The organism is Cellulomonas jepli, from assembly GCF_047229345.1.
GTDB lineage: Bacteria > Actinomycetota > Actinomycetes > Actinomycetales > Cellulomonadaceae > Cellulomonas_A.
In genome coordinates this window covers 1-20,716 of sequence record NZ_JBFTER010000093.1, presented here as the reverse complement: position 1 = coordinate 20,716, position 20,716 = coordinate 1, and the positions used below count along the sequence as shown (strand labels likewise).

Below are 20,716 nucleotides of genomic sequence, written 5' to 3'. Positions count from 1 at the left end.
GGGCACGGCGGGCGGCGTGACGTGCGAGGGCTCCGCGGCGCCCGCCGCCGCCGCGGCGGCATGACGACGGGCCTCGAGCGGCCGGTCGTGCTGCGCGTACCAGTCGGCGGCCCGCCGGTGCAGCTCGGGCACCAGGGCGGGGCGCTCGTAGGCGAGCTGGGCGCGCAGGAACTCCCGGAACAGCGACTGGTACCGGAAGCTGCCGGGCGACCCGGGGAGCGGCTGCACGAACGCGTTGCCGTGCGCCATGAACTCCAGCACGCGGCCACGGGCCGGCAGGCCGGTGAGCGCCTCGACGAGGCCCGGGGGCAGGTCGTCGACGACGCTCGTGCGCAGCAGCACCTCGCGCAGGTCGGCGGGCTGCGTCTGCAGCACCTCGCGCACGAAGTACGCGGCGAGCTCGCCGCCGTCGCCCCGGAGCTCCCGGACCGCCCGTTCCGCGTCGGGGCGTCCCGCGAGCACCATCGCGGCGAACCTGATCGCGACGGGCCAGCCGCCGGTGCGCTCGTGCAGCGTCGCCGCGCCCGGCTCCGACAGCGAGAGCCCGTAGCCGCGCACGAGCGCGGCCTGCTCGTCCGCGTCGAACGCGAGGTCGGCTGCGCGGATCTCGCTGACGTCGCCGTCGACGCGGTAGCGGTGCAGCGGGAGGAACGGGTCCGTGCGGGTCAGCAGCACCAGCCGCAGCCGGCCATGCGCGCCCCGCAGGAGCTCGCTCACCGCCTCGCCCAGCTCGCGATCGCCCAGCGCGTCGCCGTCGTCCAGGACGAGCACGACCGGTTCCCGGCGACGCGCGAGGCTGCGTGCCAGCGGGTCGAGCACCGCGCGGCGCAGGTCACCCGTGGGGGTGGGCGCGACGCCCGGCCCGGGGTCGACGCCGACGTCGACGAGGCGCTCCACCACCGCCGCCCAGAAGTCGCGCGGCCGGCGGCCCGCCTCGTCCAGCGTGAGCCACGCGACGGGTCCGGGCGCCTCGCCCCGCCTGACCCACGACGACACGAGCGTGGTCTTGCCGGTGCCCGCCGAGGCGCTCACGAGCGTCAGCGGTCCCCGCACGCCCCGGCTGACGAGCTCGAGCAGGCGCTCGCGGGGCACGAGGTGCGGGGGCGGCGGCGGCACGGCGGTCCGTGCGGTCCGGCCGTCGACGCGCGCCGCTGCCGTGCGCGGGGTGTCGGGCGATCCGTGCTCGGTCGACATGGCGGCCCCTCGGACGTGGTCGGCAGCCGACCGTCGATGTGCCGGGCGGCCCTCAGCGCGTCGCGCTCCTGGCACGGCGAGCGCGCTGGTCGGTGACCACGCGCACGCCGCTGTCTCGTTCGTCTCCGGGTCTAACGCGCTCGCGAGGGGGAGTGCTCACCTGTTGCGGGTGAGGGTGGGGCGCCCTCGACGCTCGTCGCGACGACTGCTGGATCGAGGACGACGCCGGCCGCAGCGCTTCGAGGTCGACGGGAGGGCCGAGGTCAGGTGCCCCTCGGGGCGGGCTCGCTTCCGGGCCCCTGGGCGGTGCCGTCCGGGCCGTGGGCGGTGCCGAGGCTCGTCAGCACCCGCAGGGCCGTCCCGATGTAGACGAGGTTGACGAGCATCTGCACGGTCACGGCCACGCGCGCCCCGGTCCCCACCGCGGTGATGTCGCCGAAGCCGACGGTGGCGATGACCGTCACCGTGAAGTAGAGCGCGTCCGTCGGGTTCTCGAGCCCGTCGAACTGCCCGGGCGCGCGCAGGGCGATCGCGTTGTACGTGACCGCGAAGACCAGGACCAGCACGTAGAGCACCGTCAGCACCGCCTCGGCACGCACCAGGACCGAGCGGTCCGCCCGGGCTGCGCGCAGGCTGCGGCGCACCAGGAGCACGAACCCGACGAGCGCGAGGCCGGAGCCGGCCCAGCGGGCGCCCGTCGCGGCGTCGTGGAACGGCCCGTCCGCAGGGAGCAGGTAGTAGCAGGCCGTGAGCAGCACGAGCGTCACGCTCGTGCGCCGCAGGAAGGCGACGACCTGGCGCGCCAGCGTGCGCTGGGCGGCGGTGAGCGGGGGCGACGTCATCGGGGGGCCGGTCCGGTCGCCGGAGGTGCAGGGACGCAGCGCGCACGCAGGAGGACGAGCCCGCGCGCGGCGACCATCGACGCGAGGTCGTCCGGACCCAGCCCCGGCGCCAGCCGCACCGAGAACACGGTCGTGAGGGGCACGGGCGCCCGGACCGTGCAGCCGAGCCACGCGGCGACGGCGGGACCGGGGTCACCCAGCACCCGCAGCTCGTAGCGCGTCGGCCGCGCCGGGAGCGGGGGACCGCTCACGGCACCAGCCTCGGCCCGTCCCCGTCGGCGTCCGCCGGGTCGCCGAGCGGGCTGAAGGCGGGCAGCCGGCGCAGCTCGAGCAGCTCGAGGCCCAGCGCGCGCACCCGTGCGAGGAGACCGAACAGCGCAGCCTCGTCCGCGAGGTCGCCGTACAGCACGACGCCGGCACGCTCCGTCGCGACCGTGACCGCGCCCAGGTCGCGCAGGTCCTCGGGCGAGACCGTGCCGGCCACCCACATCTCGTACGTCGCGCCGACCATCCCCCGACGGTGCGCCACCGGCGTGCCCTGTGGCGTCATCCCGGCGGGGTGAGGAGACGGGACGAGGGTCGGCCGTGACGGGGGTGCGCCGGGTCCTGCCCGCGCGCACGGACGGCGCCGCCCACGCACGGTGGGCGGCGCCGTCGGTCCCCGTGCCCCGGGTCAGCGAGGGGCGTTGTCCTCGACCTCGGCGACGATGAGCGCCGCGGCGTCGGCGTTGAGCCCGTGGCGGGCGATCGCGTTGTAGCCCTCGAGCCCCTGCACGAGGTGGTCGACGACCTTGTCCTCCGCGATCGCCAGGATCGCCGACGTCCCCGGCAGCAGGCTCTCGCCCATCTCCTTGAGGTCCTTGTCGCTGAACCCCTTGTCCCGGATCTTCCCCCAGACGCCGCCGCCCGCGGCCCCCACGAGCGCACCCGCGAGCAGGCTCGGCGGGAACAGCAGGCCCGCGAGCCCGCCGGCGATCGCGCCGCGCTTCGCCCACGTCCCGGTCCCCGCGTCCCCGACCTCGTGGAAGGTCACCTTCCCCTCGGTGTCGCGCACGAGGACGGCCGCGTCGATGAGCTTGATGGAGCCCGCGTCGTCCATGGCCCGCACGTCGGCCAGGGCGGTGTCCGCCTCGGTCTCGTCGGAGAACGCCGCCATGAACACCTGGACCGTGGTGGCGCTCACGACGCGCTCCGGCGCCGCTTGACGACGGCGGCCGCCCCGATCGCGCCCGCGACGCCCGTCACGACGCCCAGGGTCTTCGCCCGGCTGCGACGTGACGGCGCGCGCTCGACCGGGGTCCCGGCCGGCTCGGCCACGAGTCTCGACTTCTTGGACATCTGTGCTCCCCGTGTGTGGTGGTCCCTTCCCGGACGCTCGACTCTGCGCCGCGTGCCACGCGGGGCACCTCATCCCTATCGGACGACGTGGCGGGCCGGACCGTCGACCCAGGGTGGAGGACCGCGCGGCGCGTCCGCGTGCTGCCACGAGTAAGGAGCCGCTCATGTCCACGTATCCCCTGATCGCGGACCACGGGCTCGTCGGGGACCTGCAGACGGCGGCCCTGGTGTCCACGGACGGCTCGGTCGACTGGTTCTGCTGCCCGAGGTTCGACTCGCCGAGCGTGTTCGGGGCGCTGCTCGACGCCGAGCGCGGCGGGCACTTCCGGATCCGCCCACCCGGCGCGGACCACGTGGTCAAGCAGCTCTACCTCCCGGACACCGCGGTGCTCATCACGCGCTTCCTGACCGAGGCCGGCGTCGGCGAGGTCATCGACTTCATGCCGCCCACCGGCCGGACGGTGACCGCCCGGCACAGCCTCGTGCGGATCATGCGCTGCGTGCGGGGGCGGGTCCGCTTCGAGGCGCACGTCGCGCCCCGGTTCGACTACGGGCGCCAGCCGCACAAGGCGCACCTCACCGAGCACGGTGCCGTCTTCGAGAGCGCCGACCTGACCCTCACCCTGCACACCGCCTGGACGGACGACGACCACACGCGCGAGCGGCTCGAGCTCGACGAGGACGGCGACGTCCGCGGGGTGTACGAGCTGAGCGCGGGGGAGCGGATGGGGCTCGTGCTCGAGTCGTCGGCCGACGGCCCCCCGCGGGAGATGCGCGCACCGGAGCTGAGGACGCTGCTCGACAGCACGGAGGACTTCTGGCGGCGCTGGCTCGCCGGGTCGACGTACACCGGCCGGTGGCGCGAGGAGCTCCAGCGCTCGGCCATCGCGCTCAAGCTCATGACGTACGCGCCGTCGGGGGCCCTCATCGCCGCGCCGACCGCGGGGCTGCCCGAGCAGGTGGGCGGTGAGCGGAACTGGGACTACCGGTACACGTGGGTGCGCGACGCGTCGTTCTCGATCTACTCGCTGCTCGGCCTGGGGTTCGTCGAGGAGGCCGCCGAGTTCGGTGCCTGGCTGCGGGACCGCATCGAGGAGAACATCGGCGGCACGGGCGGACCGCTCAACATCATGTACCGCGTCGACGGGTCGTCGGACCTGGCCGAGGAGTCGCTCACCCACTGGGAGGGCTACCGCGGGTCGAGCCCGGTGCGGATCGGCAACGCCGCGATGGACCAGCTGCAGATGGACATCTACGGGGAGGCGCTGTGCAGCGTCTACTTCGCCGACCGGCACGGCCTGCCGATGGGGCACCGCGGCTGGGTCGCGCTGCGCAACCTCCTCGACTGGCTCAGCGACCACTGGGACCAGCCGGACGAGGGGATCTGGGAGACCCGCGGCGGTCGCCAGGACTTCACGTACGGCCGCGTCATGAGCTGGGCGGCGCTGGACCGCGGGATCCGGCTCGCCACGGACCACGGACGCCCCGCGGACCTCAGCCGGTGGACGGCGGGGCGTGACGCGATCTACGAGCAGGTCTGGGACCGCGGCTGGAGCGCGCGCCGCGGCGCCTTCGTCCAGCACTACCGCACGGAGGTCCTCGACTCCTCGCTGCTCCGGATGGCGACGGTCGGGTTCATCGACCCGCGCGACCCGGCGTGGCTCTCGACGCTGCGGGCGATGGACGGCGAGCTCGTCACCGACAGCCTCGTATACCGCTACGACCCGGCGGCCTCGCCCGACGGACTGGCCGGCGACGAGGGCACGTTCTCGCTGTGCACGTTCAACTACGTCGACGCCCTCGCGCGTGCGGGCATGCCCGACGAGGCCCGCATGGTCTTCGAGAAGATGCTCACGTACGCCAACCACGTCGGCCTGTACTCCGAGGAGATCGGGCTCACGGGGGAGCAGCTCGGCAACTTCCCGCAGGCGTTCACGCACCTGGCCCTGATCGACGCGGCGATCACGCTCGACGCCACGCTCGACGGCGTGCACCGCCGGCACGCCCGGGACCTGCACTGAGCCCGGTGCTGCGTCTCGCGCACGGACGACGGACCGGCCACCGGGGAGCCCGGTGACCGGTCCGTCGTGGGTCCGACCGGCGCGTCAGTCCCTCGCGGCGACGTCGCGCCCGTGCGCGGTGAGCGCCCAGATGACGAAGACGTCGAGGGCGATGATCGTCAGCGTCCAGAACGGGTAGTACGGGATGAACGCGAAGTTGGCCAGGGCGCTCGCGACGGCGAGGACCACCCCGACCGCCCGGGCCCAGACCTTCGCCGACAGCACCGCGAACCCCGCGAACAGCACGAGCAGCCCGAGCAGCAGGTGGATCCACCCCCACGTGGTGGTGTCCAGCTGGAAGACGTACTCGCGGGTCGCGACGTAGAACTCGTCCTGGAAGAGGGCCACGAAGCCCTGGATCGCGTTGAAGCTCCCGGACATGATCATCAGCACGGCGGCGAACGCCGTGCCCCCGACGGCGAAGCCGCTCGGCTCATCCTCGACGCGTGTGTAGCGCGGTCTCGTCTGCTCGCTCATCACCGGTTTCCTCTCCGTCGCCGCTCGGCTGTGCTCCCTCTCGGATCGTCGGCTCGGCGGGCCGTGCGTGGTTCATCCGATTCGGATGAGGCCGCGTGCCGCCCGGCGCCCGAGGGTGGAGGTGCCAGAACCGGACGAGTGCGACGAGGTGGTCGACGTGACGATCGAGGACCTTCAGGACCTGCAGGACGTGGGGCCCATCGACTACATGGTGGTCGAGTTCCCCGGGAGCCGGATGACCGGTGAGGGACTGCCGCTGCTGGTGGACCTCGTCGACCGGGGGATCATCCGGATCCTCGACCTCGTCTTCGTGAAGAAGGAGCTCGACGGGTCCGTGTCCGGCATCGTGGTCGCGGACCTCGATGCCGACGGCGAGCTCGACCTCGCCGTGTTCGAGGGGGTCTCCTCCGGCCTGGTCGGCCCGGACGAGATCGAGGAGGCCGGCGCGGTGCTCGAGCCGGGCAGCTCGGGCGGCATCCTCGTGTACGAGAACCGGTGGGCGGCGCCGTTCGCCGCGGCGCTGCGGCACGGCGGCGCTCAGCTCGTCGCCCACGGTCGCATCCCCGTCCAGGCCCTTCTCGCCGACGCGGAGGCCGGCGGCCCGGCCGCGTGAGCCGACCGTCCGGAAGTCCTCACCACCTCACCTAGCCAGAAGGGGGAGTCCGCGATGGGACTGCTTCGAGGAGTTGCCCGAACCGCGGTGGTCGCCGGGACCGCCACCGCCGTGTCCAACCGGGTGTCCCGGCGCCAGGCCGGTCGCTGGGCCGATCAGGAGCAGGCGGCTCCCCAGCAGGCACCCCCGCCCGCGGAGCCCGTGTACGCCCAGCCGGTCTACGTCCAGCAGGCGCCGACAACCCCGCCGCCGGTGGACATGGACACCAAGCTCGCGCAGCTCAAGGACCTCGGCCAGCTCAAGGAGCAGGGCGTCCTCAGCGACGCGGAGTTCGAGGTGCAGAAGAACCGCATCCTCGGGCAGTGACGGGTCCGGGGGACCTGCGCTCCCGCGCACCCGGACGACCGCGCAGAACCGCCGGCTCCCTCGAGCGGACCGGCACCGAGGCCTGAGGGTCACCCGTCGAGCACGTGGAAGGAAGCATCATGGAGTCGTTCTGGGACGTCCTGTGGTTCATCTTCATCTCGTACCTGTTCATCGCCTACCTCATGGTGCTGTTCCACGTGATCGTGGACATCTTCCGGGACGACAGCACCGGCGGCTTCGTCAAGGCCCTGTGGACCCTGGCGCTGATCTTCATCCCGTTCCTCACCCTGCTGATCTACGTGATCGCCAAGGGCAGGGGCATGGCCGAGCGCTCGATGCAGCAGGCGAAGGCGGCACGAGCGAGCCAGGAGGCGTACATCCGTGACGTCGCGGCGAGCTCGCCCGGCGCGAGGTCCGCGACCCCCGTCGAGCAGGTGGCGCAGGCCAAGTCGCTCCTGGACTCGGGCGCAATCACGGCGGCGGAGTTCGAGTCGATGAAGGCAGCGGCGCTCGGGGGCACCAGGGCCACCCCGGTCCTGTCGTCCTGACGCACCCGGCACGGCCGGCACCGGGTCCTGGGGACGTCCGGGCCCGTCCCGCACCGTCGGTCGCGGTCGCCCCACCCGGGCGGCCGCGACCGCGCGCGTCCCCCGGCAGCACCCGGCCGCCCGCAGCCCGCCGGACTCATCCGTTCCGTACGACGCCCATGCCCTCCGGCCTGCGGGACGGTGGCCCGGCGGCCCTGGGGCCGCGCACGTCCGAGGCCCGCCCGACGAGGAGGTGGCGCAGGTGCGAGAGCGCGCCGCAGGTCGCCGCGGGGTCCGGGGGGCGGACGTCGCCTCAGCGCTGGGTTCGCTCGTCTCGACCGCGGTCGCTCTGCTCGTCGTGGCGGCGCTCTCCGAGGAGCTGCGGCTGAGCCTCCTGGAGGCCCTGCTCGCCGCGGTGCTCGTGGCGGTCGTCGACGTCGCGGCCCGCCCGGTCCTGCGGCCCCTCGCACGCCTCGGCGGCGCGAGCGCGGCCCTCGTCCTCGGCCTCGTGGTGCAGCTCGGCGCCGTGCTGCTGGCCCTGCGCGTCGTGACCGGCGACTCGGCGATCTCGCTGCGCGTCGCCGTGGTGACGCTGGTCGCGGTCGGTCTCGTGGGGGCGGTCGTGCGGTGGTGCCTGGCCACCGGCGACCACGAGTACGTCGTCGCCGACCTCGTCGCGCGGGCGCGCCGGCGTGACCGGTCCCCGGCCTCGGCGGAGGAGGCCCGGCAGCCCGGCGTCGTCGTGGTCCAGATCGACGGCCTGCCGCACCCGCTGCTCGAGGACGGGATCGTCTCGGGCAACCTCCCGACCGTGGCGCGGTGGGTCCGGTCGGGCCGGTACACGGCGCGCCGCTGGTGGGCGCGGGTGCCCTCGACGACACCCGCGAGCCAGGCCGGGCTGCTGCACGGGACCAACGACGGGATCCCCGCGTTCCGGTGGTACGACCCCGAGCTCGGCCGGCTCGTCGTCGCCAACCGGCCGGCCGACGCCGCCCTCATCGAGGCGCGCCTCTCGGACGGTGCGGGCCTGCTCGCCCACGGCGGGGTCAGCATCGGCAACCTCTTCTCGGGTGACGCGCCGACCAACCTCCTCGTGATGAGCCGCGCGGGCCGGCGCCGCGGCCTCGGGCCCGGCGGGGCGTACCTGCGCTTCTTCGCGAGCCCCTTCGTCCTCGCCCGCGCGACGCTCTCCACGGGCGGCGAGATGGTCAAGGAGCTGTTCCAGGCCCGCCAGCAGCGCGCCCGCGGGATCGAGCCCCGCACGCACCGCGGCTGGGACTACGTGCTGCTGCGCGGGCTGACGAACGCGCTGATGCGCCACCTGACCGTCGCGCTCGTCGCCGAGCAGATGGTCCGCGGTGCACCGGTCGTCTACGTGAACTTCGTCGACTACGACGAGATCGCCCACCACGCGGGCCCGGCGCGGCGGGAGTCGCTCGACGCGCTCGCGGGCATCGACCGCGTGCTGGGGACGCTCGAGGAGATCCTGCCCGCCGCCGGCCGGGACTACCGGTTCGTCGTGCTCTCGGACCACGGCCAGTCGCAGGGGGCGACGTTCCGCCAGCTGACGGGCAGGTCGCTCGAGGACGTCGTCCGGACGCTGACGGCGGGCGCGCCGCACGACGAGGTCGCGTCGACCAGCGACGCGGAGAGCTGGGGCCAGCTCAACGCGCTGCTCGCCGACGTGCTCTCGGCGTCGACCGTCACCGCGCCCCTCGCGGAGCGGCACGCACGCAGGTCCGCGTCGCACGGCGGTGCCGCCGCGGGCACCGGGTACCGGGCAGGCACGCCGGCGGTCCCCGACCTCGTCGTGGCGGCCTCCGGGTGCCTGGGCCTGGTGTGGTTCCCCGGCGCGACGAGCCGCGACGTCGAGGACCTGCGGGCGCGCCATCCGCGCCTGCTCCCCGGGCTGCTCGCCGAGCCCGGGGTGGGGTTCGTCGTCGTGCGCAGCTCGCAGGGCCCGCTCGCCCTGTCCACGACCGGGGCGCACGCCCTGCGCGACGGGACCGTCACGGGCGCCGACCCGCTCGTGCCGTACGGGCCCGACGCCCGGCGCGACCTGCTGCGGGTCGCCTCGATGGAGGAGGCGCCCGACGTCCTCGTGCACTCGACGCTCGACGCCACGACCGGCGAGGTCCACGCGTTCGAGGAGCTGGTGGGCTCGCACGGCGGGCTCGGCGGCGACCAGAACCACGCGGTCCTGCTCCACCCCGCCGAGTGGGCGCTCGCCGAGGACCTGCTGGGCCCGGACGACCAGGGCTGGCTGCACGGTGCCGACGCCGTCCACCGACAGCTCGTGCGCTGGCTCGAGGCGGCCGGGCTGCGCGGGTCGCCGCACGCCCGTCCGGTCGTCCCCGGCGCCGGCCGGGACGACGGTGAGCACGCCCCGACGCCGGCGGGCTGAGAGCGGTGCGCCTGACCTGGCTGGGCCACTCGACGGTCTCGCTCGAGGTCGACGGCGCCCGGGTCCTCGTCGACCCGCTCCTGCGCCGCCACGCCGGCGTCCTGCGGACGGTGCCGCGTGCGCGGGACGCCGGCCGGCGCGTCGGTGCGGAGCCCGCACCCGAGGCGGTCCTGCTCTCGCACCTGCACCACGACCACTGCGACCTGCCGACCCTGCGCCGCCTCCGTGCCCGGGTGGTGCTCGCCCCGACCGGCGCCGGTGCGTGGCTGACCCGGCGGGGCGTCCCGCACGTCGAGGAGCTCCCCGTCGGCCGCACGTGCACGGTGGCCGGGCTCGTCGTCACGTCCGTCCCGGCGGAGCACGGTGGCCGGCGCGAGCCGTGGGGCCCGACGGCCGCCGCCGTCGGGCACCTCGTCGAGAGCGAGCGCACCTCCGTCTGGCTGGCCGGTGACACCGGCCTGTTCGCGGGGATGTCGGCGATCCCGTCGCTCGGCGTGCGCGGTGTCGTGGACGTCGCCGTCGTGCCGGTGTGGGGCTGGGGCCCGCGGCTCGGGCCCGGGCACCTCGACCCGGTCGAGGCGGTCGCGGCCGCGCGTGCGGTGGGCGCACGCGTCGCGATCCCGGTGCACTGGGGCACGCTCCACGTGCACGGCATGTCGCGGGTCATGGGGACGCGCCTGACCCTCCCGGGCGCCTGGTTCCTGCGCGCGCTCGGTGACCGGTCCGCGGACCGGAGCGGTCCGGACGGGGGGCCGGGCAGCCGGGTCGAGGGGCTGGTGCTGCGACCCGGGGAGCCGGTCGAGATCGCCTGAGGACGGGGGGCGTGCACTCCGTCCTCAGAGCCCGCGCCACCCGCCCGTCGCGCGGCCGACGCGCTCGGACAGGCCGCTGCCGACGAGGACGCCGGCCGCGATCGCCACGACGGTGAGGAGCGCGTTGAGGAAGTCGCCGAGCCCCGTGGCGGCGTCGGCGCCGATGATCTCGGCGACGCCCTGGAGGCCGAGCGCGCCGGGGACGAGCAGCCAGAACGCCGGCAGGAACGTGAGCGGGACGGGAGGGCCGCTCGGCCGCTGCTGGATCGCGTACGCGACGGGCAGCACCACCACGCCGGCCGCGAAGCTGGCGCCGAGCGAACCGAGCACGAGCCCGGCCCCCGCCTGCACGGTGTACGCGACCGTCAGGACGGCCAGCAGCCACGGCAGCGCGCGGGGCGGCACCGAGAACGCCAGGAAGACGCCCAACCCGAAGACCAGGACCCCGGCCCAGGGGGCCCACGCGCCGAGCGGCACCGACCCGGCGGGGGACCCCGGGAGCCCGGCGACCTCCACGCCGAGCGCGATCCCGAACGTGAGCAGCAGCAGGCGCTCGAGCCCGTACACGAGCCGGGACGAGCCGGACATGATCGACCCGGACGCCAGCTCGATCGTCGCCACCGTCAGCGCGGCACCGGGCAGCAGCGTGACGAGCGACGGGATCACGATGTCGAGGGGTGCCGCGCCCAGCACGGGCTCCGCGAAGGTGAACGCGAGCCACGAGACCACCGAGGCCGCCAGCATCGGCAGGACCACCGCGATCCCCGGGGACCGCTCCGCCCAGAGGTTCAGCACGCCCAGCAGCGCCCCGAGCACGACGTAGGCGGGCAGCGCCGACGCGGTCGGGTTGAGCAGGAGCCCGAGGCCGAGCGTCATGACGCTGGTGCCGGCGACGCGCAGCCACGCCGGGAACAGCGCCTCCGCCGAGAGCACCCGGCCGAGCCGCGCGCTCGCCTCGGACGCCGTGAGCTTCGCGTGCCGGATGTCGTCGACGAGCCGGTAGAGCGCGTCCACCTGGTCCAGGCGCAGCGCCGCCCGGGGGATGGGGGCGAAGTCGACCCGGGTCGAGTCGCCCGCCTTGATCCGCACGAAGACGCCGGTCGGCAGCACGAAGAAGCTGACGCCGGACGCGGCGTAGGTGCCCGCGACGTCGTCGAGGATCATCGTCACCCGGTCGGCGGCGTCGCCGGCCTGCTGCATCGCCGCGCCGAGGCGCCGCAGGAGGCCGAGGACCTCCTCGGGCGGCTGCTCCGCGACCTGGGGGCGCTCGCCGGGGGGAGGGGACAGGCGCCGGGCGACGGCCGCGCCCGCCCGGGCCAGTCGACGCCGTCCCCGGTCCACCACGAGCCCAGGATGACCGGCACGGCGCGGGCCTGCGCTCACCCGCACCGGGTGAGGGACGAGGGTGGTGCCGCGCCTAGCGTCGGACCGACCGCACACGGGGAGGCCGCGGATGACGAACGCACCGAGCACGTCGCGGGCGACGGGCGTCCTGGCCGCGACCTGCCTGTCCACCCTCGTGGTCAACGCCAACACGTCGGCGGTGAGCATCCTGCTCCCGGCCATCAGCGAGGACACCGGGACCCCGGTCGAGACCCTGCAGTGGGCCGTGACGGGGTACTCGCTGGTCGGGGCCGCCGTGATCATCACGTCGGGCTCCCTGGGCGACGTGTTCGGCCGGCGGCGGATCTTCCAGCTCGGCCTCGCGCTCTTCGTGCTGTCGTGCGTGCTCATCGCGCTGTCGACCGACGGCACGGGGGTCATCGTCGGGCGCCTGATCCAGGGTGCCGCGGGGGCGACGATCCTCGCCTGCGGGCTGAGCCTCCTCTCGGTGGCGACCGACGGTCAGGAGCAGCTCCGCTCGGTCTCGCTCTGGGGCGCCGCGGCCGCGGTCGGCGCCGCCGCCGGCCCGCTGCTCGGGGGCGTGCTCGTCGAGGCGACCGGGTGGCAGGGGCTGTTCTGGATCGACGCGGTCGTGGCCCTGGCGTGCATGGGGATCACCCGGGCGACCGTCGCCGAGTCGAGGGACCCCGAGCGCCCGCGCTCGATCGACTACCTGGGCACCGTCCTGGTCGCGCTGATCCTGGCGCCGCTCATCCTGGGCGTCAGCAAGAGCGGCGACTGGGGCTGGATCTCCGCCGCGACGCTCGGCTGCTTCGCGGTCAGCATCGTCGCCGGCGTGCTGTTCGTCGTCGTCGAGAAGCGGGTGGCCGTCCCGCTCGTCCACCTCGACATCCTGCGCAACCGCGTCCTGGTCGGCTCGACGGTCGCGATCCTCATCGGCGCGGGCACGATCAACGCCCTGATGTACCTGCTCAGCCTCTACTTCCAGGACCCGGTGGCCCTGGGCTTCAGTCCGCTCGAGGCCGGCCTCGCGACCCTGCCGGCCACGGTGGGGCTCGTCATCGTCGCCCCGCTCGTGCCGAGGCTCGCGAAGCGCTTCGGGGGGCGGCAGGTCATCGGCGCCGGCTTCGCGATCACCACGGCCGGCTTCGTCATGGTGGGCCTGACCGACGCCTCGTGGATGTACGCCGCGTTCCTCGTGCCGCTCGTCGCGATCGCCGTCGGGATGGGCCTGTCGAACGGGCCGTCCTCGTCCGCGGCGACCGCGGCCGTGCCCGAGGAGCAGGTCGGCGAGGCGTCCGGCATCTCCAACATGGCCCGGTACGTCGGCGCGGCGGTCGCGACGGCCCTCGCCGCGACGATCTACTCCTCGGTCGAGTCGGACCGCGTCGCCGCGGGTGCGTCCGCCGGCGACGCCCTCGCGTCCGGGCTGGCCGCGGCGTCCTGGGTGATGGCCGTCGTCAGCGCCGTCGGCGTCCTGCTCGTGGTCGTGGCGATCCGGCGCCACCGCTCGCCGCGCGGCACGCTGCACGACGCCGCCGCCGCGGCCGCCGCGCACCTGTTCACGCTGCCGACCTCGGCCACCGGAGCGGCGACGCCGACGGCCGGCCGCGGCGCCGGAGGCCCCGGATGACCGTCCCGACGGCCGTGCCGTTCACGCTCGAGGACTACGCCGCCCGGATGGCGCGGGTCGTCACCGACGCGCGGGCCGCCGGCCTCGACGGCGTGCTGGTCACCCCGGGCCCCGACCTGGTGTGGCTCACGGGCTACCGGCCGACCGCGCTCACCGAGCGCCTGACGATGCTGTTCCTCCAGGAGGACCGGGAACCGACCCTCCTGGTCCCGACGCTCGAGCGCCCCGACGCGGAGGGTGCCGTGGGATCGGCGGCCGCCACTCTGGTCGACTGGCCGGACGGGGCGGACCCGTACGCCGCGGCGAGCGCCCTGCTGCGCCCGGACGGCCGCTACGGCGTGTCCGACAACGCGTGGGCGCTGCACCTGCTGAGCCTGCAGACGGCGCTGCCGGGCACCGCGTACGACTCGCTGACCCGGCGGCTGCCGATGCTGCGCGCCGTGAAGGACGACAACGAGCTGGCCCGGCTGGCCGCCGCCGGCGCAGCGGCGGACGCCACGTACGAGGAGATCGTCACCGTCCGGTTCGCCGGGCGGCGCGAGACCGACGTCGCGGGCGACCTCGCGGACCTGCTGCGGGGGTTCGGGCACGAGCAGGTCGACTTCACCGTGGTCGGCTCGGGGCCCAACGGTGCGAACCCGCACCACGAGGCCGGCGACCGGACGATCGAGGTGGGCGACTGCGTGGTGCTCGACTTCGGTGGCCTCCTGGCGGGCTACGGCTCGGACACGAGCCGCACGGTGTCCGTGGGGGAGCCGAGCGCCGAGGTCAGCGAGGTCCACGAGGTGGTGCGGCTCGCGCAGCAGGCGGGCGTCGAGGCGGTGCGTCCGGGGGTCGCCTGCCAGGAGGTCGACCGCGCGGCCCGCCGGGTCATCACCGACGCCGGCTACGGCGAGCAGTTCCTCCACCGCACCGGGCACGGCATCGGCGTCACGACCCACGAGCCGCCCTACATGATCGAGGGCGAGGAGCTGCCCCTCGTGCCGGGGATGTGCTTCTCCGTCGAGCCCGGGGTGTACCTGGCGGGGCGCTTCGGCGTGCGCATCGAGGACATCGTGACCGTCACGCAGGACGGTGGCCGCCGGCTCAACGACTCCCCACGGGACCTCCGGGTCGTCGGCTGACCCACCTGGCCCGGGTGACTCTCACCCGGCGCGGGTGAGGTGGACGGCGGTCCGCATCGCGACCCTGAGCGTGAGACCAGCCACTCCGAGGAGGCGTCGATGAGCGCGATGGAGATCCCCACGGAACCACCCGCGGCTGCGACCAGGACACGGACCACGGCTCCCGCGACCCAGTGGATCTCGTGGATCGCCCTGGCGATGATGACGACCAGCTCGGTCGCGAGCCTGCGGGCCGCGCCGACGATGGCCGTGTACGGCCTGGCCTGCGTGTTCCTCTACCTCGTGCCGGCGGTCGTGTTCCTGCTGCCGACGTCCCTCGTCTCGGCGGAGCTGGCGTCGGGCTACAAGGGCGGCATCTACAACTGGGTGTCCCGCGGGATCTCGAAGCCGATGGGCTTCCTCGCGGTCTGGTGCCAGTTCGCGATGACGATCTTCTACTACCCGAGCCTGCTGGGGTTCGTGGCCAGCACGCTCGCGTACGTCATCAACCCGGCCCTCGCCTCGAGCGGGGTGTGGACCGCGTGCGTGATCGTGGTCGTCTACTGGTCCGGCGTCTGGGTCTCCTCGCGCGGGACGTCCGGGGTGGCCGGTCTCGCGAGCGGCGGGCTCATCATCGGGACGCTGATCCCGGGCGTCGTGCTCGTGACTCTCGGCGTGGTGTTCCTGGGTCAGGGCAACACGCCCGCGGCACCGATGGACGCGGACCACATCCTGCCCGTCTGGGCCGGGCTGGCGAGCCTCGTGCTGATCGTCAACAACTTCCTGTCGTACTCCGGCATGGAGATGAACGCCGTGCACGTCGGGTCGCTCAAGAACCCGGCCAAGGAGTTCCCCAAGGCGATGTTCCTCGCGATGGGCATGGTGCTGCTCATCTTCATCCTCCCGGCCCTCGTGATCAGCTGGATCGTCCCCGCGGAGGAGCTGTCGCTCACCGCCGGGGTGATGCAGGCGTTCGACGCGGTGTTCGCCCAGTTCGGGGTGCAGGGGCTGACCCCCGTGTTCGGCGTCATGCTCGTGGCCGCCTCGCTCGGCGGCATGCTCACCTGGCTGGCGGGACCGTCCAAGGGGCTGCTGCTGATCTCCCGGCAGGAGGGCTACCTGCCGCCGTACCTGCAGAAGCTGAACAAGCACGGCGTGCAGCAGAACATCCTCGTGGTCCAGGGCATCGTCACCACGGTCATCGCGCTCGGCTATGCACTCATCCCCGACGTCTCGAGCGCCTACTGGATCTTCTCGGTGATCACGACGCAGGTGTACCTGATCATGTACCTGCTCATGTTCGTGGCCGCCGTCCGGCTGCGACGCAGTGAGCCCGACCACCCCCGCGGGTACAAGGCCCCCATGCTGGTCGGGCTCTGCGGGGTCGGCTTCGCGGCCTCGCTGGCCGCCCTGCTGGTCGGCTTCGTGCCGCCCTCGCAGTTCGGCGGCGGCAACCCCTTCACGTACCTGCTGATCGTCGGTGGCGGCGCGCTCGGCCTCGGACTCGTCGTGCCGTTCCTCTTCTACAAGATGCGCAAGCCGTCCTGGAAGCAGCCCGAGGTCGCCGCCGAGGAGGTGCCGGCATCATGAACAACGCGCACAGCGTGAGCTCGCGACGGAAGAACAGGCTGCTGTACTGGGTCTCGGCCGGCCTCCTGGCGGTGATGGTGCTGGTCGGGCTGCTGACCTGGCGCGGGGTCAAGCAGGACACGGCCGCGGACCAGAAGGCCGACGAGTTCCTCGCGGTCCTCGAGGACGCGGGCGCCCAGCGCCTGCCCTCGAAGGACCGTGTGGTCTCGCTGCTCGGGTCCGACGGCGGTTCGGTGTGCCAGGAGCCGGGCAGCGCCCTGCGCCAGGCCACCCTCTCGGGGATGCTCACCACGGGGTCGTCCGGGCCGGGCCAGCGGCCGATCATCACCGACTCCCGCCTGCTGCAGGGCCAGCTCGCGGTCGTCAGCGTGTACTGCCCCGAGCACCTCGAGGACGTCAAGGCGTACCTGGACGGCCTGACGACCGCCGACGTGGCGACGAGCTGACCGTGGACCTCGAGGAGCGGGTCGCGGCGCAGATGCCGCGCGTGCGGACGGACCTCGCGGAGCTCGTCGCGATCCCGTCGGTCGCCGACCCCCGGCAGTTCCCCGCCGAGGAGTGCGCCCGGGCCGCGCAGTGGGTCGTCGACGCGTTCCGCGAGCTCGGGTTCGCCGACATCGGGCTGCACCCGACCGCCGACGGCAGCCAGGCCGTCGTCGGGTCACGCCCGGGGCCGGACCCGAGCGCGCCGACCGTGCTCCTGTACGCGCACTACGACGTGCAGCCGCCCCTCGACGAGTCCGCGTGGCGGACCCCGCCGTTCGAGCTCACCGAGCTCGACGGCCGCTGGTTCGGCCGTGGTGCGGCCGACTGCAAGGGCAACATCGTCATGCACCTCGCAGCGCTCCGGGCGCTCGGGGACGACGTCCCGCTGAACCTCAGGCTGGTCGTCGAGGGGTCCGAGGAGCAGGGGACCGGCGGGCTCGAGGACTTCGTCACCACGCACCCGGACCTGCTGCGCGCCGACGCGATCCTCGTGTGCGACACCGGCAACGCCGCCGTGGGCGTGCCCGCGGTCACGGTCAGCCTCCGGGGCATGGTCAACGTCGTCGTCCACGTCGACGCGCTGCCGACCGAGCTGCACTCGGGCATGTTCGGGGGCCCCACGCCGGACGCCCTGGCTGCCCTCGTCGCGATGCTCGCCTCGCTGCGTGACGCGGCCGGGAACACCACCGTGCGCGGCCTCGACAGCACGCAGACGTGGCACGGCGCGCCGTACGACCCGGACGCGTTCCGCTCGGACGCCCAGCTCGCCGACACCGAGCAGCTCCTCGGCTCGGGCACCGTCTCCGACATGCTCTGGACCCGCCCCGCGCTGACCGTCCTGGGCATCGACTGCCCGCCGGTGATCGGCTCGAGCGCGTCGATCGTGCCGAGGGCGAGCGCGCGCCTCAACCTGCGCATCCCGCCCGGCACCCGGCCCGAGCAGGCCCTGGAGGCGCTGACCGAGCACCTGACCGACGCCGCGCCGTGGGGCGTCGCGGTGCGGGTCGAGACGGAGGCGCTGGGGCTGCCGTTCCTGGCCCGGACCGACGGGCCGGCGTACGAGGCCATGCGCGGTGCCATGCAGGACGCCTTCGGGCGCGACATGGTGCTGCTCGGGCAGGGCGGCTCCATCCCGCTGTGCAACGTCTTCGGCGAGACGTACCCGGACGCCGAGATCCTGCTGATCGGCGTCGAGGAGCCCGCCGCCCTGATCCACGCGCCGAACGAGAGCGTCGACCCCGCGGAGATCGAGCACCTGGCGACCGCCGAGGCGCTGTTCCTGCTGAGGTACGGCGGCCGCGCGTGACCGGGCGGCGCTCGCCGTCCGGAACCTGAACGAGGTCGTCCCCGCTGTCCCGTCGTCCCCGGAGGTCAGTCCGATGTCCAGCACCGCCAAGCCGGTCCGCCTCGTCGGTCTCCTCGTGATGATCGCGGGGATCGTCCTCGTCGTCGCGGGCGCGACCACGTGGTTCGTGGTCCGCGACCAGCTCGTCGCCGAGAACATCACGATCTCCGAGGACGCCGCGATGTTCGCCGGGCAGACGGTGGACGGCCCCGTCGACGCCTACGTCCAGGCGGACGTCATCAACAAGCACGCGCTCGAGGCGTCGGGCGGCCTCACGTACGCCGAGCTCGACCAGGACGACCCGGTCCGCGCGACCGTGATGAACGCGTCGTTCCTGCGCAGCTCGCTCTTCACCTCGGTCATCGCGTTCGGCGTCGCGGCCCTGGCCGCCGGGCTCGGTCTGCTCTTCCTCCTCCTCGGCTGGGCGCTGCGCGCCCTCGCGCCGGCCGACGCGGTCACGACCACGGGACGTGAGGTCGCGGCGGACGCCTGACGCCAGCTGCTCGCCGGGATCGTCGAGGGCGGTGCCGCCGGCCGCTCGCATCCCCTCAGGCCGGAGCCCGCACCGTCAGCTCACCGGCCACGTCGCGCTGCATCTCCGCGGCGACCGCCCCGGCGTCCAGGCCCTGGCCGAGGAGGACCGCGAGCTTCGTCAGCGCGGCCTCGGACGTCATGTCGAAGCCGGGCACGGCGCCGGTGCGCAGCAGCGCAGAACCCGTCGCGTAGGCCCCGGGCTGCACCGTCCCCCGCACGCACTGGGTCACGACGACCACGACGATGCCCGCGGCGGTCGCCGCCTCGACCGCCGCGAGGAAGTCCCGGTCCTCCGAGGGGCCGTTGCCGGCGCCGTAGGCCTCGAGGACGAGCCCCTGGAGCGGTGGCCTGCACAGGTTCACCAGGATGGACGCCGAGAACCCCGGGAACACCCGCACGGCGGCGACCTGGCCCAGCGGTCCGGAGACGAGCCGTGGCTCCGCGTCCGGGACACGGACCAGGGCGTGGTTCACCGCGACGTCGATGCCGAGCGTCGCGAGCGGCGGGAACCTCGGGGAGTCGAACGCGTCGAGCCCCGAGGCGTCGACCTTCGTGGCCCGGTTGCCGCGGAGCAGGACCTCCCCGAAGAGGAGGGTGACCTCGGGCACGGCGGCCCCGGCCGCGACCTGGAGCGCCCCGATGAGGTTCTGCCGTCCGTCGCTGCGCGTGCGGGCGATGGGGATCTGCGAGCCGGTCACGACGACGGGGCGGCCGAAGGACGGCAGGAGGAACGACAGCGCCGACGCGGTGTACGCCATCGTGTCGGTCCCGTGCAGGACCACGAAGCCCGTGTGCGCGTCGCGCGCGTCGTGCAGGATCCGCGCGACCGTGAGCCAGTCGTCCGGCGTCGCGTTGGCCGAGTCGATCGGCCGGTCGAGCTCCCGGAAGGTGATCGGCGGGAGCTCGCCCCGCGAGCTCTCGACGATCCAGTCGACGTACGGCGCGAGCGCGCCGGGGACCGCGGCGTGACCGTCCGGGGTCTCGACCATCCCGATCGTCCCGCCCGTGTGCAGCACGAGCACGTCGCCGCGCATGTCTCGGCTCCCTCCGCCTGCGTCGTGGTCACCGACGACGCTAGCCCGGCCGGGCGCGGGAGGGGCGTGCACCGCGCGTACGGGCGTCGGGCAGAGCGAAGGCCCCCGCCCAGCGTCTCCGCTGGTCAGGGGCCTCTCGTGGTTGCTCCCTCGACTGGACTCGAACCAGTAACCGTCCGATTAACAGTCGGATGCTCTGCCAATTGAGCTACGAGGGATCGCGCGGGGAAAACTCTAGCAGCCCCTGAGGGCTGCTCCGGCGCACCCCGCGGGACCTCACCCGGCGAGTCCCGCGGCGGCCCGGACGCGACGCTCCGCGGCGTCGACCAGGGCCGCGACCGCGGGGTCGGACAGGTCGGTCGTCCCGTCGCCGATGACCTGGGACACGAGCTCGCCGTCCTCGTCCCTGCGCAGGGCGACGCGGATGGTCCCCCCGCCCCTCACGGGGACCTTCTCGCTGTGCACGACCGAGGACTGCACGCGCTCGCGGAGGACCTGGGCGAACGTCGGCGCGCCGGCACCCGTCAGCGCGAGCTCCTGGGTCGTGCCGGTGACCCAGTGGACCGTGAGCGTCGAGGTGTCGGCGTCGAGCGTCGCCCGGTCGACGTCCGCCCACGGGCGGCGCTCGACGGTCGGGTCCACGACGTACAGCGCGCGCCGCGTCGCCGCCGCCCACCCGCCGCCGGCGAGCTCCGTCGCGACGAGCACGCGGTCGCCGTGCGCCAGCGCGAGCCGGGCCTGGATCGGTGCGGGCAGGGACGGTCGACGCGAGAACAGGGGCACGCCTCCACCGTAGTCGCGCCCGGGTCGGCCTTGCCGACGTGCGTCACCCGCTCGTGGACGCGGCCGGGGCGGCACCAGGACGGGAGGGACGGCCGGGGCGCGGCGTCCCGAGCGCCCTCGTGACCTCAGGCGCGCGGCGCCACGACCGCCGCGCCGGCGAGCCCGGCGACCGCGTCCCACGAGATCCCGGGCGCCGAGAGCACGGCCAGTCTCTTAAACACATCTCCGAGC

Annotated in this window: 22 protein-coding genes and 1 tRNA gene; 12 read left to right on the top strand and 11 right to left on the bottom strand. The window is 74.2% G+C overall.

Annotation, left to right across the window (positions count from 1 at the left end; translation table 11 throughout):
• The 6 genes from AB6N24_RS18155 to AB6N24_RS18130 all read right to left on the bottom strand — a co-directional run.
• On the bottom strand, positions 1-1,194 hold a 1,194-nt coding region (locus AB6N24_RS18155; RefSeq protein ID WP_489672064.1), incomplete at its 3' end, for a winged helix-turn-helix domain-containing protein.
• A 263-nt stretch (positions 1,195-1,457) separates the two neighbouring features.
• Positions 1,458-2,036 carry a potassium channel family protein gene (locus AB6N24_RS18150; protein ID WP_412870789.1) on the bottom strand — a complete coding sequence of 193 codons (579 nt, stop codon included), beginning with the start codon at positions 2,034-2,036 and terminating at the stop codon, positions 1,458-1,460.
• Positions 2,033-2,287 (bottom strand): hypothetical protein, encoded by a 255-nt coding sequence (locus tag AB6N24_RS18145; RefSeq protein WP_412870788.1) that lies wholly within the window; start codon positions 2,285-2,287, stop codon positions 2,033-2,035. The genes AB6N24_RS18150 and AB6N24_RS18145 overlap by 4 nt, the downstream gene beginning before the upstream one ends.
• Positions 2,284-2,547, bottom strand: a complete 264-nt coding sequence (locus AB6N24_RS18140; protein ID WP_412870787.1) for a DUF8691 family protein — start codon at positions 2,545-2,547, stop codon at positions 2,284-2,286. The genes AB6N24_RS18145 and AB6N24_RS18140 overlap by 4 nt, the downstream gene beginning before the upstream one ends.
• Positions 2,548-2,709: 162 nt before the next feature.
• Positions 2,710-3,219 carry a DUF1269 domain-containing protein gene (locus AB6N24_RS18135; RefSeq protein ID WP_412870786.1) on the bottom strand — a complete coding sequence of 170 codons (510 nt, stop codon included), beginning with the start codon at positions 3,217-3,219 and terminating at the stop codon, positions 2,710-2,712.
• Positions 3,216-3,374: a hypothetical protein gene (locus tag AB6N24_RS18130; protein WP_412870785.1), complete on the bottom strand. Its 159-nt coding sequence runs from the start codon at positions 3,372-3,374 to the stop codon at positions 3,216-3,218. The genes AB6N24_RS18135 and AB6N24_RS18130 overlap by 4 nt, the downstream gene beginning before the upstream one ends.
• A gap of 164 nt (positions 3,375-3,538) precedes the next feature.
• Between AB6N24_RS18130 and AB6N24_RS18125 the strand changes: the two genes are divergently transcribed.
• The gene (locus AB6N24_RS18125; RefSeq protein ID WP_412870784.1) at positions 3,539-5,395 is read left to right on the top strand and encodes a glycoside hydrolase family 15 protein; all 1,857 of its coding nucleotides are present in this window, start codon (positions 3,539-3,541) and stop codon (positions 5,393-5,395) included.
• Between the two features lie 84 nt (positions 5,396-5,479).
• Here AB6N24_RS18125 and AB6N24_RS18120 read toward each other — a convergent pair whose 3' ends face one another.
• Positions 5,480-5,911 (bottom strand): DUF7144 family membrane protein, encoded by a 432-nt coding sequence (locus tag AB6N24_RS18120; protein ID WP_412870783.1) that lies wholly within the window; start codon positions 5,909-5,911, stop codon positions 5,480-5,482.
• A gap of 157 nt (positions 5,912-6,068) precedes the next feature.
• Between AB6N24_RS18120 and AB6N24_RS18115 the strand changes: the two genes are divergently transcribed.
• The 5 genes from AB6N24_RS18115 to AB6N24_RS18095 all read left to right on the top strand — a co-directional run bounded on the left by AB6N24_RS18115 (position 6,069) and on the right by AB6N24_RS18095 (position 10,633).
• Positions 6,069-6,524, top strand: a complete 456-nt coding sequence (locus tag AB6N24_RS18115; protein WP_412870782.1) for a DUF6325 family protein — start codon at positions 6,069-6,071, stop codon at positions 6,522-6,524.
• Positions 6,525-6,578: 54 nt separating this feature from the next.
• Positions 6,579-6,890 (top strand): SHOCT domain-containing protein, encoded by a 312-nt coding sequence (locus AB6N24_RS18110; protein ID WP_412870781.1) that lies wholly within the window; start codon positions 6,579-6,581, stop codon positions 6,888-6,890.
• Between the two features lie 119 nt (positions 6,891-7,009).
• Positions 7,010-7,438: an SHOCT domain-containing protein gene (locus tag AB6N24_RS18105; protein WP_412870780.1), complete on the top strand. Its 429-nt coding sequence runs from the start codon at positions 7,010-7,012 to the stop codon at positions 7,436-7,438.
• Between the two features lie 241 nt (positions 7,439-7,679).
• Positions 7,680-9,821 carry an alkaline phosphatase family protein gene (locus tag AB6N24_RS18100; RefSeq protein ID WP_412870779.1) on the top strand — a complete coding sequence of 714 codons (2,142 nt, stop codon included), beginning with the start codon at positions 7,680-7,682 and terminating at the stop codon, positions 9,819-9,821.
• A 5-nt stretch (positions 9,822-9,826) separates the two neighbouring features.
• Positions 9,827-10,633, top strand: a complete 807-nt coding sequence (locus tag AB6N24_RS18095) for an MBL fold metallo-hydrolase (RefSeq protein WP_412870778.1) — start codon at positions 9,827-9,829, stop codon at positions 10,631-10,633.
• A gap of 24 nt (positions 10,634-10,657) precedes the next feature.
• On the opposite strand, the gene AB6N24_RS18090 is transcribed toward AB6N24_RS18095, so the two are convergent.
• Positions 10,658-11,977: a threonine/serine exporter family protein gene (locus tag AB6N24_RS18090; protein ID WP_412870777.1), complete on the bottom strand. Its 1,320-nt coding sequence runs from the start codon at positions 11,975-11,977 to the stop codon at positions 10,658-10,660.
• A 109-nt stretch (positions 11,978-12,086) separates the two neighbouring features.
• On the opposite strand from AB6N24_RS18090, the gene AB6N24_RS18085 reads away from it, so the two are divergent.
• From AB6N24_RS18085 to AB6N24_RS18060, 6 genes are all read left to right on the top strand, one after another.
• A complete protein-coding gene (locus AB6N24_RS18085; RefSeq protein WP_412870776.1) occupies positions 12,087-13,610 on the top strand; it encodes an MFS transporter in 1,524 nt (507 codons plus the stop codon).
• Complete coding sequence (locus AB6N24_RS18080; RefSeq protein ID WP_412870775.1) at positions 13,607-14,734, top strand: aminopeptidase P family protein; 1,128 nt, start codon at positions 13,607-13,609, stop codon at positions 14,732-14,734. The genes AB6N24_RS18085 and AB6N24_RS18080 overlap by 4 nt, the downstream gene beginning before the upstream one ends.
• 99 nt (positions 14,735-14,833) lie before the next feature.
• Complete coding sequence (gene gadC, locus AB6N24_RS18075; RefSeq protein ID WP_412870774.1) at positions 14,834-16,303, top strand: glutamate/gamma-aminobutyrate antiporter GadC; 1,470 nt, start codon at positions 14,834-14,836, stop codon at positions 16,301-16,303.
• Complete coding sequence (locus AB6N24_RS18070) at positions 16,300-16,749, top strand: hypothetical protein (protein ID WP_412870773.1); 450 nt, start codon at positions 16,300-16,302, stop codon at positions 16,747-16,749. Before gadC ends, AB6N24_RS18070 begins: the two co-directional genes overlap by 4 nt.
• 2 nt (positions 16,750-16,751) lie before the next feature.
• On the top strand, positions 16,752-18,095 hold the full coding sequence (locus AB6N24_RS18065; RefSeq protein ID WP_412870772.1) for a dipeptidase: 1,344 nt from the start codon (positions 16,752-16,754) through the stop codon (positions 18,093-18,095).
• Between the two features lie 73 nt (positions 18,096-18,168).
• Positions 18,169-18,627: an aromatic ring-opening dioxygenase LigA gene (locus AB6N24_RS18060; protein WP_412870771.1), complete on the top strand. Its 459-nt coding sequence runs from the start codon at positions 18,169-18,171 to the stop codon at positions 18,625-18,627.
• Between the two features lie 55 nt (positions 18,628-18,682).
• Here the strand turns inward: AB6N24_RS18060 and AB6N24_RS18055 are convergent, their stop codons facing one another.
• The 3 genes from AB6N24_RS18055 to AB6N24_RS18045 form a co-directional block, all read right to left on the bottom strand.
• Positions 18,683-19,702, bottom strand: coding sequence for an asparaginase domain-containing protein (locus AB6N24_RS18055; RefSeq protein ID WP_412870770.1), 1,020 nt, complete (start codon positions 19,700-19,702; stop codon positions 18,683-18,685).
• A 145-nt stretch (positions 19,703-19,847) separates the two neighbouring features.
• Positions 19,848-19,920, bottom strand: a tRNA-Asn gene (locus AB6N24_RS18050).
• Positions 19,921-19,978: 58 nt separating this feature from the next.
• Complete coding sequence (locus AB6N24_RS18045; RefSeq protein ID WP_412870769.1) at positions 19,979-20,485, bottom strand: hypothetical protein; 507 nt, start codon at positions 20,483-20,485, stop codon at positions 19,979-19,981.
• Positions 20,486-20,716 lie beyond the last annotated feature (231 nt).

Bases quoted from the DNA above. Each gene is read 5' to 3' on its own strand.
- AB6N24_RS18150 (WP_412870789.1), bottom strand. From the start codon at position 2,036: ATGACGTCGCCCCCGCTCACCGCCGCCCAGCGCACGCTGGCGCGCCAG.
- AB6N24_RS18140 (WP_412870787.1), bottom strand. From the start codon at position 2,547: ATGGTCGGCGCGACGTACGAGATGTGGGTGGCCGGCACGGTCTCGCCC.
- AB6N24_RS18130 (WP_412870785.1), bottom strand. From the start codon at position 3,374: ATGTCCAAGAAGTCGAGACTCGTGGCCGAGCCGGCCGGGACCCCGGTC.
- AB6N24_RS18125 (WP_412870784.1), top strand. From the start codon at position 3,539: ATGTCCACGTATCCCCTGATCGCGGACCACGGGCTCGTCGGGGACCTG.
- AB6N24_RS18120 (WP_412870783.1), bottom strand. From the start codon at position 5,911: ATGAGCGAGCAGACGAGACCGCGCTACACACGCGTCGAGGATGAGCCG.
- AB6N24_RS18110 (WP_412870781.1), top strand. From the start codon at position 6,579: ATGGGACTGCTTCGAGGAGTTGCCCGAACCGCGGTGGTCGCCGGGACC.
- AB6N24_RS18105 (WP_412870780.1), top strand. From the start codon at position 7,010: ATGGAGTCGTTCTGGGACGTCCTGTGGTTCATCTTCATCTCGTACCTG.
- AB6N24_RS18085 (WP_412870776.1), top strand. From the start codon at position 12,087: ATGACGAACGCACCGAGCACGTCGCGGGCGACGGGCGTCCTGGCCGCG.
- AB6N24_RS18080 (WP_412870775.1), top strand. From the start codon at position 13,607: ATGACCGTCCCGACGGCCGTGCCGTTCACGCTCGAGGACTACGCCGCC.
- gadC (WP_412870774.1), top strand. From the start codon at position 14,834: ATGAGCGCGATGGAGATCCCCACGGAACCACCCGCGGCTGCGACCAGG.
- AB6N24_RS18070 (WP_412870773.1), top strand. From the start codon at position 16,300: ATGAACAACGCGCACAGCGTGAGCTCGCGACGGAAGAACAGGCTGCTG.
- AB6N24_RS18060 (WP_412870771.1), top strand. From the start codon at position 18,169: ATGTCCAGCACCGCCAAGCCGGTCCGCCTCGTCGGTCTCCTCGTGATG.
- AB6N24_RS18055 (WP_412870770.1), bottom strand. From the start codon at position 19,702: ATGCGCGGCGACGTGCTCGTGCTGCACACGGGCGGGACGATCGGGATG.